Origin of the sequence: Helicobacter didelphidarum (genome assembly GCF_003364195.1) — a bacterium.
Lineage (GTDB): Bacteria > Campylobacterota > Campylobacteria > Campylobacterales > Helicobacteraceae > Helicobacter_A > Helicobacter_A didelphidarum.
In genome coordinates, this window is the sequence record NZ_NXLQ01000021.1 from 17,419 (window position 1) to 33,613 (window position 16,195).

A 16,195-nucleotide genomic window follows, 5' to 3' on the forward strand; every position below is an offset into this window, starting at 1 on the left:
ATATTGTTTATTGAAAGTGGGCATGATAAATCTTTGAATATTTGACTAAATTATAGAATCATAAGTGCATTTTTGTAATGTTTTGAAGAGAACAATAATAGTGAAGTAAGCCAAAAAATGAAAGGAAAATATGTCAAATATCTTAGATAATAGTCAGTATCAAAGTGCTGTGCAACAATTGAATCTCTATGCAAAACATTATTATGAACTCGATGACCCAATAGCAAGCGATGAAGAATATGACAATCTTTATAAAAAAATTTATGAATATGAGAGAAACAATCCAAATAACATTAATCCAAATTCCCCAACACAACGGGTTGGTGGTAAAGTCTTACAAGATTTCAGCAAGAATTCACATAGAAAACGTATGTGGAGCTTAGAAGATGTATTTGATAATAATGATTTACTGCAATGGTTTGAAAAACTTGAAAACGCATTATCTCGATTGCAAAAATCTCAATCTCTTTTTGACGACAATACAATACAATATAAGAGTATTTTAGAAGATTCTCTTCTTGCAAAGCTTCATTTTTGCATATCCCCAAAATATGATGGTATGAGTTTGAATCTTTTCTATAAAAATGGTAAATTACAAAGTGCTACAACGCGTGGAGATGGAGAAATTGGGGAATTAGTTACACAAAATGCAAAAACGATAAAAAGTATACCCCAAACAATTCCATTTCATGGTGGAATTGAGATTCGCGGTGAGGTTGTTTTGTCAAAAAAAAATTTTGATACACTCAATAAAGAGCGTGAGAAAAACAACCAATCCCTTTTTGCAAATCCAAGAAATGCAGCTGCAGGTAGTATGCGACAGTTAGATTCCAATCTTACTGCGGAAAGAAAACTTGATTTTATTGCATGGGGGATAGGATATTGTGATGATATGCAACAATTATGCAAATTGGCACAAAAGAATAAAGTAGGGTTTTATGATATATTAATGTTGCTTCCAGAGTTTGGTTTTGAATCCTTTGTATATTTAGAATCTATGATACCAAAAAATATCGAAAAAGAATATCAAAAAGTCCTTAATATGCGAGAAGATTTTGAATTTTTACTTGATGGTTTTGTGATTGTGCTTGATGATTTGGAGCTACAAGAAAAATTAGGATTTACACAAAAAGCACCTCGTTACGCATGTGCGTATAAATTTCCTTCCACAGAGATTGTTATCCAAATAGATTCTATTAGTCCGCAAGTTGGAAGAACAGGGATTATCACGCCAGTTGCAAATTTTAAGCCAACTTTATTAGATGGTGCATACATTAGTCGTGCAACACTCCACAATTATAAAGAGATTGAACGAAAAGATATACGCATACACGATTCTTGTTTGCTTGTTCGTAGTGGAGATGTGATTCCAAAAATTACAAAAGTGCTTACAGATCGACGCAATGGCAATGAGATAGAAATTCTCAAGCCAACACAATGCCCAATATGTCATCATAGTGTAAGTTATGAAGATATTTTTATTTATTGTAGTAATCCTAATTGTGATGCGATTATTAAAACAAAGCTCATACATTTTGCATCAAAAAAATGTATGAATATTGAGGGATTAGGGAAGAGCATAGTAGAACTCTTGGTAGATTTAAAACTCATTATACAATTTAAAGATATTTATTATTTACATTATGAAAATTTATTTCAATTAGAAGGTTTTAAAGAAAAAAAAGCACAAAACCTTATTGACTCTATTCAAGGCACTATTAACAATCGTGAATTATGGCGTTTTATCCATGCACTTGGAATCTTACATATTGGGGAAGTTGCAAGTAAAAAACTTGCATATTATGGTATAGAAATTTTTGATAAAAGTTTTGAAGAACTTAAGGAAATTAATGGGTTTGGTGAGGAAATGGCACAAAGTTTTTATGATTTTTGTCATCGTAATAAAGAGTTTATCATTGACTTAATACAAATTATTCAACCAGTGATTGAAATTAGTAGAAGTAATAAGGAACAACAAGAAAATCTTTTTGCAAAAAAAACTTGCGTAATTACTGGAACTTTTGAAAAATCCCGTGAGGAACTAAAAGCAATTTTAGAATCTTATGGTGCAAAAGTTACTTCAAGTGTGAGTGTAAAAACAGACTACCTCATAGTGGGTGAAAAGGCGGGGTCAAAGCTACAAAAAGCTCAAGAATTAGGTTTAAAAGTTATTGCAGAAAAAGAATTAAAAGATTTATTAGGAATATAATTTACTTTTGCAATATGAAACATTATGAATCTATTTCATGAAATATTTATAGTGTTTGTGTTAATAAAATTTTTCACGATATAATAAGTGTTCTAAAAAGTAGAATTGAAATAAATTCTTTTTTACATTTACCATCCAATGTGTAATAGTTTTGGGGAATGTTATAAAAAACAATTCTTCTCTACTTTAATTTGTAAATATATCCAATACTGCACTATTGCTAATGTAGTGAAAAACAGAAGAGGAATCACATTTATATTGCTATAAAAAACTAAGAAAGATATTCAAATTCAATAGAGAATCTTTTGTAGATTCTCTATAAGATTTTTTTATATATAGAGCTAATGAGGATTCAAGAATTTATCTTGTTACTCTTAATATAAGAATAATGAATAGAATAGGATTTCTAGCCTTTTTCCATGAATATTAGGAACTCAATAAAAAATACATAAGATTAATAAAAATATGCGATATTTTTTCTAAGTCTACTGAATTTGTCGCAATGTTTTGTTTTCCAATAAAACAACCATAGAACATAAATGTGCAAGATTTTGGTCATGTGTAGCAAGCACAAGTGCGGCGTTATTCACTTTGACATAATGTAGAAGATATTGCATAACGCTCAATGCCGTATCTTTATCAAGATTTCCTGTTGGTTCATCAGCAAGCAAAATCTTTGGTTGTTTTGTAAGAACTCGTGCTATACTTAATCGTTGCTGCTGTCCTCCACTAAGCTCACCAATTTGCTGTTTGAGTGTGTGTGCAATTTTAAAATCTTCTAGCATTTTCATATCTATATTTATATGGGCTATGAGTTCAGCAATTTGTAAATTTTGCATCACATTAAATCCACGAAAGAGATAATGTGCTTGAAAAATAATTCCCAATATTTTTTGGCGTAAAAAGAGTAAATCTTTCTCATTGAGACTATAAATATTTTGATAGCCGGTTAAGTGAATAGTTCCTTGCTGTGGCGGTAAAAGTGTCGAAAGGTGGTTCAAAATCGTGCTTTTCCCACTTCCACTTGCCCCCAATATAGCTATACTTTCGCCACCAAGAAGTCTAAATCCAATATCTTCATAGAGAAGTGTGTCAAATTTATGTGATATATTGGACATTTCAACCAAATATTTCATAAAAACCTTTTCTAACTTACGCTAAATACTATTGAAAGAGAATAAAGCCAAGATCCTCTAAAATATTAAAAATGATAAGAATCTGTAAGGATAAATTCTTCATGTAAAGAAATTAAAACTTCAGGATTCAACCACAATAGAATGAGTATGTGTGAGAACACAAGAAGTTATTTTGCTTTAATAACGCCAACAACAGCATTTGAAGGTTTATCAATAATTGTTACACCATCAGTTTGTGGTAAATCTCGAACAAGGATTGTGTGTCCAACATCAAGAGGTCCAACATCAAGTTCATAAGAATTTGGTAATACTGCTACATCACATTTTACCGCAATTCTTTTTCGCGAAAAGACTAAAACACCTTTATTCTTTAATCCGATAGGAGAACCATGCACTTTTACAGGGACTTTAAATTTCGCAATAACCCCTTTTTGCGCAAACATCATATCAACATGTAAAATATCACTTGTTACAGGATCTTTTTGGTATTCTTGCACTACAACATCATAAGTTTTATCAGCGATTTTTACAGGAAAAACAAGATTAATTTTTGAACGCATAAATTTAATAAAATCATTACGTTTAAAAGCACAATGAATATTTGCACATCCTTTACCATAAATATTGGCAATTAGATAACCATCTCGTTTTAACGCTTTTGCGTTACTTTTACTAATACTATCTCTAAGTTTGCCTTCTAACATTTTCTATGTCCTTTTATAAAGAATTAAAAGTTTGCATTATATCTAAAATATTATAAATTTTTACATAAATTTATAATATTTTTATTAGAATCGCTAAGGCAAAATTATAAAACCTTCGTTATTATTGCGATTACCTGTCTTCAAATCATTTTTCTTTCTATTTATCATATCAAGTTATCGTATTTGGAAATCAAAAGTTACGAGATAGAATTACATGGTTCTAGCATAAAACTATATAAATAAATATGTATTATGAAAAGGATAAACTTAACAGTGCAAAGAGCGAACAAACATAGAAAATTGCAATGAGATAAGGACACTACTCAGTATAGATTACAGAATTGTTTTAATGGGAGAAAAAGATTGTATGATAAGTGGTAATCTTCCTATAATGATACTGATGTAGGTGTCAATGTAGGGCATGAGAATAGAAATTTACACAAAGTAACACAAAATGTAGAAAACAATAGCAATGAAATCATAAAAATCACGCTTCATCTTACAATGAAAAGATTTATGGAGATTCTAATGATTGGAATTAAAGTGGATTCTTGTGAAGTTGTGTTATTTTTTGGATATAAGATTCTTTCATTAGGAACATTGAGTGTTTAAATCTAGCTAAAACAATACAATGTTCTTTGTGATTTTTCTTTTAGCAATGCACTCGTGCTATAAGCCTGTTATTAAACCTATGCGAAGTGAAAAGAAAATATAATATTATTATGTTATGTATTTTGCACTTTTCTAGTTTAATAAGAAATTTAACCTTGTCGTTTTTGTTTGTCTTTGAGATAGTTAAAGAGCAATTCACTATATCCAAAGCCACCGCTTAGATTCTCTGCTAGTTGTTCTTTAAACATTGAGTTGTAAATATCACTACCAGGCTGTTTTGGATAGAGCGGGTTATCAAGGTTTAGGGAAGTATCAAGAAGCGTTTTGATAAAGATAGCTTCAAATTTATCAGTTTGCTCTCTCAATGCCTTATCACTAGAATCGGTTTTATCTCCAACTTTTGACTTGAGTTTTTGCACCAAATCAGTTTCTTTTGTTTGTGCTAAAGAGGTCAATGTATTTGTAGAATCAATAGTCATGCAAACTCCTTTTGTCATGAATAAATCACATAAAATTATGTTTATAAAAAGCAAAAAAGATTCCAACATAATTGAAGCTTAATAATATTTTTCGTTTAATTATTATATTCATCATGCTCAAAGTATATTTTTTAAAAATTAGTTTCTAAAAAATAAATATATTGGTGTCTTATTTTGTGAATATAACGATAAGACTATCATAAAATTATTGAAGTAAATGTAATCAAAGTTCAAAATCTAAAAATTTTTATGTTATTTAAGTAAAATATATTTGGAAATAACATGATTTTACAGGCAATAAAATTGCACTCCAGCAATATTTTTTATTTGTATTTCACCTTTTTGTTGTAAATATTCTAGTCTTTCCCTACTTTCCTTGGTTAGTAAAATTTCAGAATCTAAATGACTAAGAGGACGTCTTTTAAGTAATTCAATAATTCCATTATTATCAAGATTTTGTTGTTGTATTTGCATTGTTGTATCATTTTTGCGTGTTGCAACACATACATTTAATCCATAAAAAATTTGACTTAACTTATAGAGTTTTTCATTGCTGACACCCTCCACTCTATGTGAACTTGGTCTATCAATAGTAGATAAATCCAACCTTTTTATCCCAACTTCACGCAAAAACTCTGCATTTTTTTCATTTGATTCTTTATCATCATTGAAACCTTTTACAATAAGAATTTCCGCAATCAAATCCCCTTGAAAATCTTTAGCAAACTCTTTAATACCATATTTTATCTGTTCTAAATCAAGTGTCTTGCTTGGCTTATCAACTCGTTTAAATTTTTGTAATGAGATAGAATCAAGAGAAAATTTTACAATATCAAAGTATTGTAATGACTCTTTACACTCAAGAAATTTAGAACCATTGCTTAAAATAAGTGTTTTTATATGCTTATAAGAGAGAAGAATTTTTTTTGTTTCTTGGATTAACTCTCCTAAAAAAGGATATAAAGTAGGTTCACCATTTGCTGTAAAAGTCAAAACATCAATACAAGAATTTTCTTTTAAAGCATTCGTAATAGCATGTAATACAGATGCCACAGGGACAATGGATTGTTGTGAATCTATGGGAGACTGTGCTTGAAGTTCACAATATACACAATTAAAATTACATTGTTTTTTGCTTGGACTTAAATCAACCCCCAAGCTCATACCAAAACGACGGGAAAGAATAGGTCCAAATGTGATGTGCATAAAATACCTTATTTATTTGATAATTATTTGGTAACTCTCGACTATATTTTTACGATACATTCGTTTTTTCTACATAAAATCAATACTTTTCTTCAAAAAAGGAAAGCACATTATACATTATTTTTTATAATTTTGATATAATAAAAACTACCATAAAGTATCTTAAGTCTAAAATTTTTAGAAACATTAATATAGCTTTGTAAAGGTTTTAAGAGATTAATATTTATCTTTAAGAAAGTCAAGAATAAGAATATTTGAGAGGTATGTATGAAAATTATTGAAGGAAAAATTGCATTACAAGGAAATGAACGTATAGCTATATTGTGTTCTCGTTTTAATAGTATGGTTACAGATAGACTTGTTGAGGGAGCAAAGGATTGTTATTTACGACATGGTGGAATGAGTGAAAATCTTTCTTTAATTAAAGTGCCGGGTGCATTTGAATTGCCTTTTATTTTAGAAAAGATTCTTTCAAATAGTGATTATGATGGAGTATGCGTTTTGGGTGCAATTATTCGTGGAGGAACGCCTCATTTTGACTATGTTGCGGCAGAAGCAACAAAGGGTGTTGCAAATGTAACTTTGAAATATGGAGGAGCAGTGAGCTTTGGAATCTTAACAACAGATAGTATTGAACAGGCATTAGACAGAGCTGGTCTCAAGGTCGGAAACAAAGGGTTTGAAGCAATGTCGAGCCTTATTGAATTATTAGATGTTTATAGGCAGTTAGATTAATGGCAACACGAAAACAAGCACGAGAAGCAGTGATTCAGCTCCTGTATGCATATGAGTTAGGAAATGATAATGTTTTAGAACAAGCCATTGCATTCTTAGATGCACAAAAAATACGTCATAAACAACAAAATTTTGCCCTATCTCTTTTGCATGGTGTGCTATCCCACAGAATCTTACTCATGCAAGTAATTGAAGTTTTCTTAAAAACATGGGATATTGAGAGGTTGGGTGCAATTGAAAAAGTGATTCTAAGTCTTGGGATATATGAGCTTTTGCAAACAGATACTCAAGAAGCAATTATTATTAACGAGGCTATCGAATTAACAAAATCTTTTGGCTTAAGTGATGCTTCAAAATTAATTAATGGCATACTTGATTCTGTTGCAAAAACAGGTATTGATGTTATTGCTGATAAGATTCAGCTAAGGCAGAAAGAATTGGAACTGCAGTCTCAAAATACTCAAGAAAGTAGTAAAATAGATATAGAATCCGATAGAGATTCTATACATCCTTTGATAAGACAGAAACGCAATGATTCTGCAGAATCAGATTGTATAAGCAAAAAACAACCAAGAAAGTTACATTCTCATGAGAAAAATCAGGGATACAAAGAACGCAATATATCTCAAGAGAATATACGAGATTATAAAAATAACAGAAAAAATTTTAAAACATTGAATAAAGGTTCTCATAGAGATATAGCACAGAGTGATGATAAAAAAAATACTAAGAAAGATTTTTCGGAAAAAAGTGCAAAAAAAATCCATATTTCCAATATAAAAGTTGTTAAGGCGATACAAGACAATAGTGTAAATATTGTGAGCAAAGAGAAAGATAATCAGACGAAAAATAAACACAATCACGATGCAACAAGCCATCATGATGGTTCGCATATTGGAAAAAATCAAAAAACATTTCATAGGAAAAAATCAAATAAATTTCAAAATACTTCTAAGGATAAGCAAACATTTCATAAACAAGATTCTAACAATACAAAGCCAAAACATAATATGAGTCAGATGCGTAAAGATTCTATAAAAAAAGAATAATTTGAGTATTAAATACTATTCTCTTGAATACAATCTTAGAAATAATTGCAATAAAATTTACAAAAAAGGATAAAATATGAAGCTTTGTGTTGCACTTGATATGCAAACAAAAGATTTAAATCTTGAGTTAGCAAAAACAATCCAATATTATTTTCCCAATCGAGATATTTGGTTAAAAGTTGGGCTTCGTAGTTTTATTCGGGATGGCAATCAGTTTGTAAAAGCTTTAAAGAGTTTGGGTTTTCCAATTTTTTTAGACTTAAAGCTTTATGATATTCCAAATACTATGCTTGATTCTGTTAAAGAATGTCAGAATCTAGGTGTTGATATGCTCACTATACATGCAAGTTGTGGAAGTGAAGCTATGAGCATTCTCACACAATATGTTAATCAAAATAATTTATCTTTAAAAATTATTGCCGTCAGTGCCTTAACAAGCTTTGATAATGAAGGATTTTGGCAGGTGTATAATACTGATATTACTCGAGGAGTTATAAATTTTGCAAATCTTGTTTATCAAAGTGGTATACACGGGTTGGTTTGCTCTATACAAGAGGTAGCAGTGATTAAAAATATCTCACAATCATTACTTATTGTTACGCCCGGTATTCGTTTGGAGGATACTGTTATAAAAAAATCATGCGGACAAGAACCTTGTGCAATGGAATTATTGGGTAAAGACATTTCTAGTTCGAGTTATAATGCAAATCTCAAAGATGATCAAAAACGTATCTCAAGCCCAAAAGTAGCAAAGGAACTAGGAAGTGATTTCATTGTTGTTGGAAGACCTATTTATATGGCGAATGATACAAAGAAAGTAATAGAATCTATATTGCAACAAATTTACTGATAGATTATAATAATATAATTTATCAGTAAATATGAATATTCTAAATTACAATCTTTAGAAATTCCTAAAATAATCTTGCAATCTCATATTTAGTAACTTTACCCAACCCTCTCTAATATACTTTTTATTGCATCATATTTTTAAAATTTAATAATCGTTGAGCTTTGGACATTCAAGCATAATTTTTGCAACACCACGATTGGGGACAGAATCTAAATTTAATAATAACTGCGAACTTGAAGTTCGTTGAGCCTCAAAAGTGCGTGAAATAATTAATGAGCATTGTGTAATATTTGGTGGTGTTGGCTCAATTTTATAAAGTTGCCCACCATAATGTGTAACTTCATAAATATTTGGAGCCATGCGTGAATACTGATTTGTCTTATTACGCGTATAACGATAGAAAGTTATGTTATCATTATTAGAACGAAAAATTGTATAATTGCCTTTATCATAGACACCCTTTGATACAATTTGTGCTTTATTGTCTGGATTGAGTGCTTCTTGCGGAATGGAAATAATTAAAGGCGATTTATTTTGGACGAAAGAAGCTTCAACGGGAATAATATGCGAAGTTACGAAAACTAAAATATTGGGATTTTCCTTACTTTTTTGATAAGAATGATAATCCTCATCTAAGAAGCTATCAGCAAATAATGGAATCAGAAAAATTTGTAGAAATAAACAATTAGCAAATACTTTCTTTTTTATCATAAGAACACATTCCTTGAATATTTAATCTAAAATTATGACAAATTTATGAAATAAAAGCAATTTAGATTCCATAAATTATAATATAAATTATTAAAATGAGAGTAATAAAAAATAGATGATGTTTTGTATTTTATCTTTATGTTGAGGGCAAATATTGCAATCTTATTGAATTGAGTGATTAAAAATAATTATTATTTATATACTTCAGATTTATAAATTGTGTTATAATCTTAATTTATTTTATTATTAAGGAATGCTATGAAATATAGACAGTTGGGTGATAGTGGGTATTTTATCCCAAATATGATACTTGGCACAGCAACTTTTGCTGGAAGCACAGAATTTTTTAAGAAATGGGGAAATGTGCAGGTGGATGAAGCAAGGGAACTAGTCAAAACTTGCGTTGATTCTGGTTTTAATGCTTTTGATACGGCAGATTGCTACTCTTTAGGGGATGCTGAAGTTGTGCTAGGTGAGGTGCTAAAGGACTACAAACGCAATGAGATTTTTATCTCGACAAAAACGGGGATGTGGATGAGTGAGAATCCCAATGATATCGGCACTTCACGTACAAAAATCATCACAAGTGTTGAGGCGAGTTTGAGGCGATTGCAGACTGACTATATTGATTTGTATCATTTGCATTGTTATGATGCAAAAACACCACATTTAGAGGCTTTACAAGCCTTAAATAATTTAGTCAAACAGGGAAAGATTCGTTATTTTGGAGTGAGTAATTATTCAGCATGGCATTTGATGAAGATGCTTTCCATTGCAGATAAGCATGGTTTGCAACGTCCTATCGTCCACCAAGCTTATTATTCACTTGCAGCAAGAGAGTTTGAAAATGAGCTTATGCCTCTTGCACTTGAGGAAAAAGTCGGTACACTTGTCTGGAGTCCATTAAGTGGTGCAATGCTTTCGGGTAAAATCATGCGTAAATCTCAGGATACGAAAGGCTCACGATTAGGCACTGATGGCGTATGGGATATGGATATGGAGCATCTCTATACGATTACAGATGCTCTTGAGATTGTGGCACAGGAAAGTGGGTATTCTTTTCCACAAATTTCACTTGCGTGGGTGTTAAGTCGTCCCAGTGTCTCAAGCCTTGTTATTGGTGCAAGAAATACACAGCAGTTGAAAGCGAATTTGAGTGCAGGTAAAATTGTGCTAGATTCTAAGCATATTGAATTACTTGATAAAGCAAGTCAAAGAAAACTAGCATATCCCTATTGGCACCAACGATTTACAGTAGACAATCGTGACCCATATCCTGTCAAGCGATATTAGTTGCTAAACGATATAAAATTTTCTACCTTAAGGTAAGGTATCGTTAAATCAATTTTACTCACATAAAAGTTATACATAGCTACCTAAGTTTTTATGGATAAGAAGTGCTTGAATTAAAGAATAATAAATGTTATATATCTTTATAAAAGATATATAACCAAAATAATCAAAATCATATTATATAGAATATAAAATAGAATCTCATTTAGAAAATATCATGAACAATACTCTTTGTTGGGGTAATAATTAAGGATGCATGAGGAGATATATTGTTTATACTTGAGAAATTATATTTTTATTTGCATAATGTTTTTCGAAACCACAAAATATTATTACCTTATGCATACTTGTAATTTCTGCAATGTGTTCAACGAGGTAAGCAAATAATAAATAATTATTGTATTAACAAAAACATTATTTGCTTGAAAGAGATAGGTTTTATGTTATTTCAAACACACTTGTTGGCGAAGAATAGAGGTATGGTCCAATTCCCTAACACCTTGTTGTATAAATGATTGAATCTGTTTGTTGTCATATACTTTATGGTTGTAGGCAATTATACAAATTTCATCTCCTTCTTTTAAGAATCTTTCTTCCGCAAAATGTGTATAGCTTGTTGAGCCAATTGCAATGAGATATTTTTTGGGATATTTTGCTTCTTGTATTATATGACTAAAATCCTCTAAAACAGCATGTTCTGTTTGTGTATTAAGTTTTTTTATTATCCAATCAATAAGTTTTTTGTAGAAATAACTATAATGAAGAAGGCTGATATTATCACCATATTGATGAATTTTCCCATTATCTATAAGAAATGAAGTTAATGAATAATCATCACAAATGCCATTATTGTCAAATTTATCAAGCAAAATCTTATTTCCAAGCCCTTTAGACCCAACAGAAAAATTTTTCTTTTGGCTAAGTTTCTTTGCTACAATATCATTTCTGATTGAAGCATCGTTGAAAGCCATAAAATATTTTGGTATCAGAGATTTTACCTTATTGTTCTCATAAATAATATCACATTCAAGTGCTATTTCTGGCTCTGCTTGAACATTCAATGTATGATTTTCAGGTAAAACAACTTTTGCACTATTAATGCAATATCGTCCCAAAAAGTCTGTTCTATATGGCACATAAAAAGGAAATAATCCCTTTGGTGCACCTTCTTCATCGCTTATAATATTTGCGAAATCTTTAGATTCTCCTGCTTGTTCCAAATGATTAGTAAAATTTCCTGCAACGCCAAGTCCTAAAATTTCTTCCATGCTATACTCCTAAATAGAATTTTTATACACTAGACAATAGAAATATGTGTGTTAGTATAGTCTTATTGAGTATTAGTGTGATAAATATTTCACATTATCAAAATAAGTTTTTGTAATTATATTACATAAAGTAACTTATAAGAAATATATACTATTTTTCATACCATTTATTTCTTAAAGTGCGATACTGAAGTGTCATTTTGCAGTCATAATCCTAGCGATTCAATATGTTGGCATAATTTTAAACTGATATTGAACTTATTATCTTGTATCTTACATCTTGTATCTTTTGTTAAGAAATACATTTGGTTGGTGTTGTTTCCAAAACTCATATTGTTTTCTGAAATAATATTAAGGCATACCATAGCACAATTTTTAGAATCAAGAATTTTTATTGCATTTTTTATTGCATTTTCTGCATCACATTCAGCTTTAAAGGCTATTTTTACGAGATTATTCCCTTGTAAAGACTTCAAAATATCGATATTTTCGTAAAGTGTAAGTTGCATTTCATTGCCAATATCTTGTTTTTTTAGTTTCCCTTTTTTTGTTGTTGGAATATAATCGCTAATTGCTGCAGCCATAAAAAGATAAGTTTTTTGTATTATATTGTGATTATTTATATCTTGAGAATAAGAATTATAGAATGAAAAATTTTTGTTTATATGTTTGTGGGTAGATGTGCATATATTATCTATCAAAGTGCTTTCCTTAGGTATTGCACAAGGTTTTTGTTGCGTAGAAAGATTGTGAGACTTTGATTCAGAATCTTCAATTTCTTTTATTTTGGTTTGCAGTGCTTGAAGGTAATCTTGTGATGAAGTTACTCGAATAATCTCAATATCTCGTGGCAGTGTAATTGGAATCTTAGAGGTAATTAAGCAAACTTTTGCTCCTAAAAAATAAAGTGCTAATGCGAGGTTACATGCTTGTAAGCCACTTGAGTGATTGCTGATACAGCGAATTGTATCAATATTTTCACTACTCCCACCGCCTGTTATAAGGACATTTTTACCATGCCAATACTGACACACAGAAAGGCTTCTCTTGATTCTAAAAAGAATTTCTTGAGGATTAGCCATTGCTCCACTACCAACATCACCACATGCAAGCAATCCTAAATCTGGTGCAATAATTTCAAATCCTCTTGTTTTAAGCAATTCTATGTTATGATTGGTAGCCATATTGTCCAACATAAGTGGATTTGCACTTGGTGCAAGTAGCTTTGGAATCTGTGTGCGGTAATTTTTTGTTGTTTTCTCTTGCATGCCATAAAGTTTCTTATGAGGTAGAGCGATTGTGCATGAAAGATAGACATTATCTGCAATACCACAAGCTAGTTTATTAATGCTATTTACACTTATTGGTGCAAATACTGCAATATCAGCCCATTTTGCATAACCTATGTGATTAAGCGGAGCAAAATCATTTTCTTGATGATATTGTAAATAGTCATTTGAACTTTGTGTTGGAGATGTAAATGTTGTATTATCTTGTGTGGTAGGGTAGGGCAATCTTTCCTTTGAATCTCTCATTGATTTAAAAAGATGAGAATTATCTGTGTTATGATGATATTGTTTTGAATCACAAGTATGAAAGTAAGTATTCCATGATTCATTACCATCATGCAACAAAGGAGTATTACTTAATGCTTCAAAGCTTAAGGGTGTGATAAACCGTAAAGCATTTTGCGTTGCTACAACACGAACGAATGCACCTTCTTTCCGCAAGAGTCGAATAAGTTCCAGGGTCTTATATACTGCTATTGATCCGCTCACAAAAATAAGAACCTTTTTATTTTTTAGCATAATTATCCTTTAACATATTGTTATTTGATATTTTATTCTCTATTATTTAAAAAAAATTGCTAAGATTGCAAGGGTTATTATACAAAAAAATAAGGATAATGCGTGAGTGAAATTATCTTAAAAGTAGATTCTCTAAGTAAAAATTATGATTTGATACAAGCTCTCGATAATGTGAGTTTTCAAGTAAAATCTGGAGAAGTCTTTGGATTGCTCGGGAGGAATGGTGGAGGCAAAACTACTCTTATTAAGATTCTTACTTCCATGATTCTAGAGTATTCTGGTAGGGTATGGTTTTTAGGTTATCCATTAAATGAACGCAAACATACTATTTTTTTTAAACAGAATATTGCATATTTACCTGATAAAGATTTTCTTTATCCGCACATGACACCAACACAATCTATACGATTTTTCACTGATTTTTTCACTGATTTTTCAACTCAAAAAGCTCAAGAAATTATGAAAAAACTTGACATACCACAGAATCAAAAAATTGGCACGATGTCAAAAGGACAAGCAGAAAAAGTTGGGATAGCTTTGATTCTAGCACGCAATGCAAGACTTTATCTTTTTGATGAGCCACTAGCTGGGGCAGATGTTATTAGTCGTGATGAAATTTTTAAAATTATTCAAGAATATTGTTGTAATGGTGCAACAATAATTGCTACTCATCTTGTTTCAAGTGTTGAACCAATTCTTGATTCTGCACTTTTTTTAAATAAAAAGAGTATGGCGTATGCAAGTAAAAAAGATTTGTTGCACGGATTCTCTAATCTCGAAGATAGTTTTAGATATTATGCTGCTGATTCTATAATAAAGCCGCTAAAACAGAGTGATGTTGAGGTTGAGAACCAAATGCAATAAATACATAACTTAAAGAAATAGATGAAAAATGTCTTATGTAATTTACTTTAATTAAAAAGATAGAATTGTATCTTATTTTATAGATTTTAAGAAGGAAGAAAGAATATGAATGATACCACACCCAATACCTTAAGTATAATGCCTCAAGATTCTAATCTAAATACAGAAAACATAAGAGATTCGCAAAATTACACGCTTGTGCAATCTCTTAAAGATGCGTGGAAAGTGTGTAAACATGAATTTTTAATGTCTCGTTACCTTGTATTATCAAGTGGGATTATTTTACTATGTATTGTTTGTCTTGCACCCTTTGAAATTAATGGATATGAAAATAAGCTCTTTGTTGGAACAATTTATGTTCTTTTATTTTTTGCTTTTATAATTTTTGCTTTTAGTTATTTTTTCAGTGCTGCAATAAGCTTTTATCAAGGTATATTTGGTAAAAATGCATATCTTACACATTCTTTACCTATTTCACTTGATGCTATGCTTTTTGCAAAGATTTTTATATTCTTACTTTGGGCTTTGATAGGTGGTTGTGAAATGATTTTCCTTTTATGGATCATTAAGCCAATATCATGGACTTCTATGTTGTTTGAAATGGATATAGAGGATTTGGAAATTGTCTTATTTGCAATTGCACAATGGATTAGTACAACACTTTTTGAAATTACCTACATTTTTATGATAGCCGCACTTATTCATCGTAAAAAAACATTTACAATGTTTTATGGAATCTTACTTTATTTTCTCATTAAAGTCGCACTTGCTATTTTATTCGCTGTGATTATTTCTAGCTTACCTCAATTAGACCATCTATCTCATGCAAGACTTTGGTTCACACTTGTGCCAATAATATTATTAAGTATATTATGGTATGGAATCTGTCGAGTGATTATTAAAAACAAACTTGCACTTTAATGGTAAAGAAAGAATGATGCATGTTATTTCATAAAAGCTAATTTCTGATATTCTCTAGTATTTTTTCGCAAGTATACAAAGGTTTTAGTAATCTATTTTACTCATTGGGTAAGAAAAATTTTAATCAAAGTTTTATATTGAGTTTCTATGGATTTTACCTATCTAAGTCATTAATAAACTTTCAAATAGATTTCTTAATTGAAAGAGAATCTGATGTGTTGTATCAAGAGAATTTCAATGAAATTCTCTAATAATATTTTTCTGAATGATTAAAATTAAAATATTTTATTATTTTATATATTCTAATTTATAGAATGTAATCCAATAAAAATTCTACTATATATATA

The 16,195-nt window shown here is 30.3% G+C and carries 14 protein-coding genes; 7 read left to right on the forward strand and 7 right to left on the reverse strand.

Annotated features, from left to right (window positions below; translation table 11 throughout):
- Window positions 1-130 precede the first annotated feature (130 nt).
- Complete coding sequence (gene ligA / locus CQA53_RS08120) at window positions 131-2,209, forward strand: NAD-dependent DNA ligase LigA (protein ID WP_115543507.1); 2,079 nt, start codon at window positions 131-133, stop codon at window positions 2,207-2,209.
- Window positions 2,210-2,694: 485 nt separating this feature from the next.
- On the opposite strand, the gene CQA53_RS08125 is transcribed toward ligA, so the two are convergent.
- From CQA53_RS08125 to CQA53_RS08140, 4 genes are all read right to left on the reverse strand, one after another.
- Window positions 2,695-3,336 carry an ABC transporter ATP-binding protein gene (locus CQA53_RS08125; RefSeq protein ID WP_181882402.1) on the reverse strand — a complete coding sequence of 214 codons (642 nt, stop codon included), beginning with the start codon at window positions 3,334-3,336 and terminating at the stop codon, window positions 2,695-2,697.
- A 176-nt stretch (window positions 3,337-3,512) separates the two neighbouring features.
- Window positions 3,513-4,049 carry a 50S ribosomal protein L25/general stress protein Ctc gene (locus CQA53_RS08130; protein ID WP_115543509.1) on the reverse strand — a complete coding sequence of 179 codons (537 nt, stop codon included), beginning with the start codon at window positions 4,047-4,049 and terminating at the stop codon, window positions 3,513-3,515.
- Window positions 4,050-4,810: 761 nt separating this feature from the next.
- Entirely contained in the window at window positions 4,811-5,140 is a 330-nt protein-coding gene (locus tag CQA53_RS08135) for a hypothetical protein (protein ID WP_115543510.1), read from the reverse strand.
- 288 nt (window positions 5,141-5,428) lie between these two features.
- Window positions 5,429-6,346 carry a radical SAM protein gene (locus CQA53_RS08140; RefSeq protein ID WP_115543511.1) on the reverse strand — a complete coding sequence of 306 codons (918 nt, stop codon included), beginning with the start codon at window positions 6,344-6,346 and terminating at the stop codon, window positions 5,429-5,431.
- Between the two features lie 267 nt (window positions 6,347-6,613).
- On the opposite strand from CQA53_RS08140, the gene ribH reads away from it, so the two are divergent.
- The 3 genes from ribH (at window position 6,614) to pyrF (ending at window position 8,980) form a co-directional block, all read left to right on the forward strand.
- A complete protein-coding gene (gene ribH, locus CQA53_RS08145) occupies window positions 6,614-7,081 on the forward strand; it encodes a 6,7-dimethyl-8-ribityllumazine synthase (protein ID WP_115543512.1) in 468 nt (155 codons plus the stop codon).
- Complete coding sequence (gene nusB / locus CQA53_RS08150; RefSeq protein ID WP_115543513.1) at window positions 7,081-8,130, forward strand: transcription antitermination factor NusB; 1,050 nt, start codon at window positions 7,081-7,083, stop codon at window positions 8,128-8,130. The genes ribH and nusB overlap by 1 nt, the downstream gene beginning before the upstream one ends.
- 76 nt (window positions 8,131-8,206) lie before the next feature.
- Window positions 8,207-8,980 (forward strand): orotidine-5'-phosphate decarboxylase, encoded by a 774-nt coding sequence (pyrF, locus tag CQA53_RS08155; RefSeq protein ID WP_115543514.1) that lies wholly within the window; start codon window positions 8,207-8,209, stop codon window positions 8,978-8,980.
- Between the two features lie 147 nt (window positions 8,981-9,127).
- Here pyrF and CQA53_RS08160 read toward each other — a convergent pair whose 3' ends face one another.
- On the reverse strand, window positions 9,128-9,694 hold the full coding sequence (locus CQA53_RS08160; RefSeq protein WP_115543515.1) for a hypothetical protein: 567 nt from the start codon (window positions 9,692-9,694) through the stop codon (window positions 9,128-9,130).
- A 258-nt stretch (window positions 9,695-9,952) separates the two neighbouring features.
- On the opposite strand from CQA53_RS08160, the gene CQA53_RS08165 reads away from it, so the two are divergent.
- A complete protein-coding gene (locus CQA53_RS08165) occupies window positions 9,953-10,987 on the forward strand; it encodes an aldo/keto reductase (protein WP_115543516.1) in 1,035 nt (344 codons plus the stop codon).
- A 443-nt stretch (window positions 10,988-11,430) separates the two neighbouring features.
- Here the strand turns inward: CQA53_RS08165 and CQA53_RS08170 are convergent, their stop codons facing one another.
- Complete coding sequence (locus tag CQA53_RS08170; protein WP_115543517.1) at window positions 11,431-12,255, reverse strand: DUF5718 family protein; 825 nt, start codon at window positions 12,253-12,255, stop codon at window positions 11,431-11,433.
- Window positions 12,256-12,461: 206 nt separating this feature from the next.
- Entirely contained in the window at window positions 12,462-14,063 is a 1,602-nt protein-coding gene (locus CQA53_RS13330) for a phosphopantothenoylcysteine decarboxylase domain-containing protein (protein WP_245945793.1), read from the reverse strand.
- 102 nt (window positions 14,064-14,165) lie between these two features.
- Between CQA53_RS13330 and CQA53_RS08190 the strand changes: the two genes are divergently transcribed.
- Both CQA53_RS08190 and CQA53_RS08195 read left to right on the forward strand, forming a co-directional pair.
- Entirely contained in the window at window positions 14,166-14,927 is a 762-nt protein-coding gene (locus CQA53_RS08190) for an ABC transporter ATP-binding protein (protein ID WP_245945796.1), read from the forward strand.
- A 105-nt stretch (window positions 14,928-15,032) separates the two neighbouring features.
- Window positions 15,033-15,848, forward strand: a complete 816-nt coding sequence (locus tag CQA53_RS08195) for a hypothetical protein (protein ID WP_115543518.1) — start codon at window positions 15,033-15,035, stop codon at window positions 15,846-15,848.
- Window positions 15,849-16,195 lie beyond the last annotated feature (347 nt).

Excerpts from the sequence above, each read along its gene's own strand:
- ligA (WP_115543507.1), top strand. The coding sequence starts at position 131 with ATGTCAAATATCTTAGATAATAGTCAGTATCAAAGTGCTGTGCAACAA.
- CQA53_RS08130 (WP_115543509.1), bottom strand. The coding sequence starts at position 4,049 with ATGTTAGAAGGCAAACTTAGAGATAGTATTAGTAAAAGTAACGCAAAA.
- CQA53_RS08135 (WP_115543510.1), bottom strand. The coding sequence starts at position 5,140 with ATGACTATTGATTCTACAAATACATTGACCTCTTTAGCACAAACAAAA.
- CQA53_RS08140 (WP_115543511.1), bottom strand. The coding sequence starts at position 6,346 with ATGCACATCACATTTGGACCTATTCTTTCCCGTCGTTTTGGTATGAGC.
- ribH (WP_115543512.1), top strand. The coding sequence starts at position 6,614 with ATGAAAATTATTGAAGGAAAAATTGCATTACAAGGAAATGAACGTATA.
- nusB (WP_115543513.1), top strand. The coding sequence starts at position 7,081 with ATGGCAACACGAAAACAAGCACGAGAAGCAGTGATTCAGCTCCTGTAT.
- pyrF (WP_115543514.1), top strand. The coding sequence starts at position 8,207 with ATGAAGCTTTGTGTTGCACTTGATATGCAAACAAAAGATTTAAATCTT.
- CQA53_RS08160 (WP_115543515.1), bottom strand. The coding sequence starts at position 9,694 with ATGATAAAAAAGAAAGTATTTGCTAATTGTTTATTTCTACAAATTTTT.
- CQA53_RS08165 (WP_115543516.1), top strand. The coding sequence starts at position 9,953 with ATGAAATATAGACAGTTGGGTGATAGTGGGTATTTTATCCCAAATATG.
- CQA53_RS08170 (WP_115543517.1), bottom strand. The coding sequence starts at position 12,255 with ATGGAAGAAATTTTAGGACTTGGCGTTGCAGGAAATTTTACTAATCAT.
- CQA53_RS13330 (WP_245945793.1), bottom strand. The coding sequence starts at position 14,063 with ATGCTAAAAAATAAAAAGGTTCTTATTTTTGTGAGCGGATCAATAGCA.
- CQA53_RS08195 (WP_115543518.1), top strand. The coding sequence starts at position 15,033 with ATGAATGATACCACACCCAATACCTTAAGTATAATGCCTCAAGATTCT.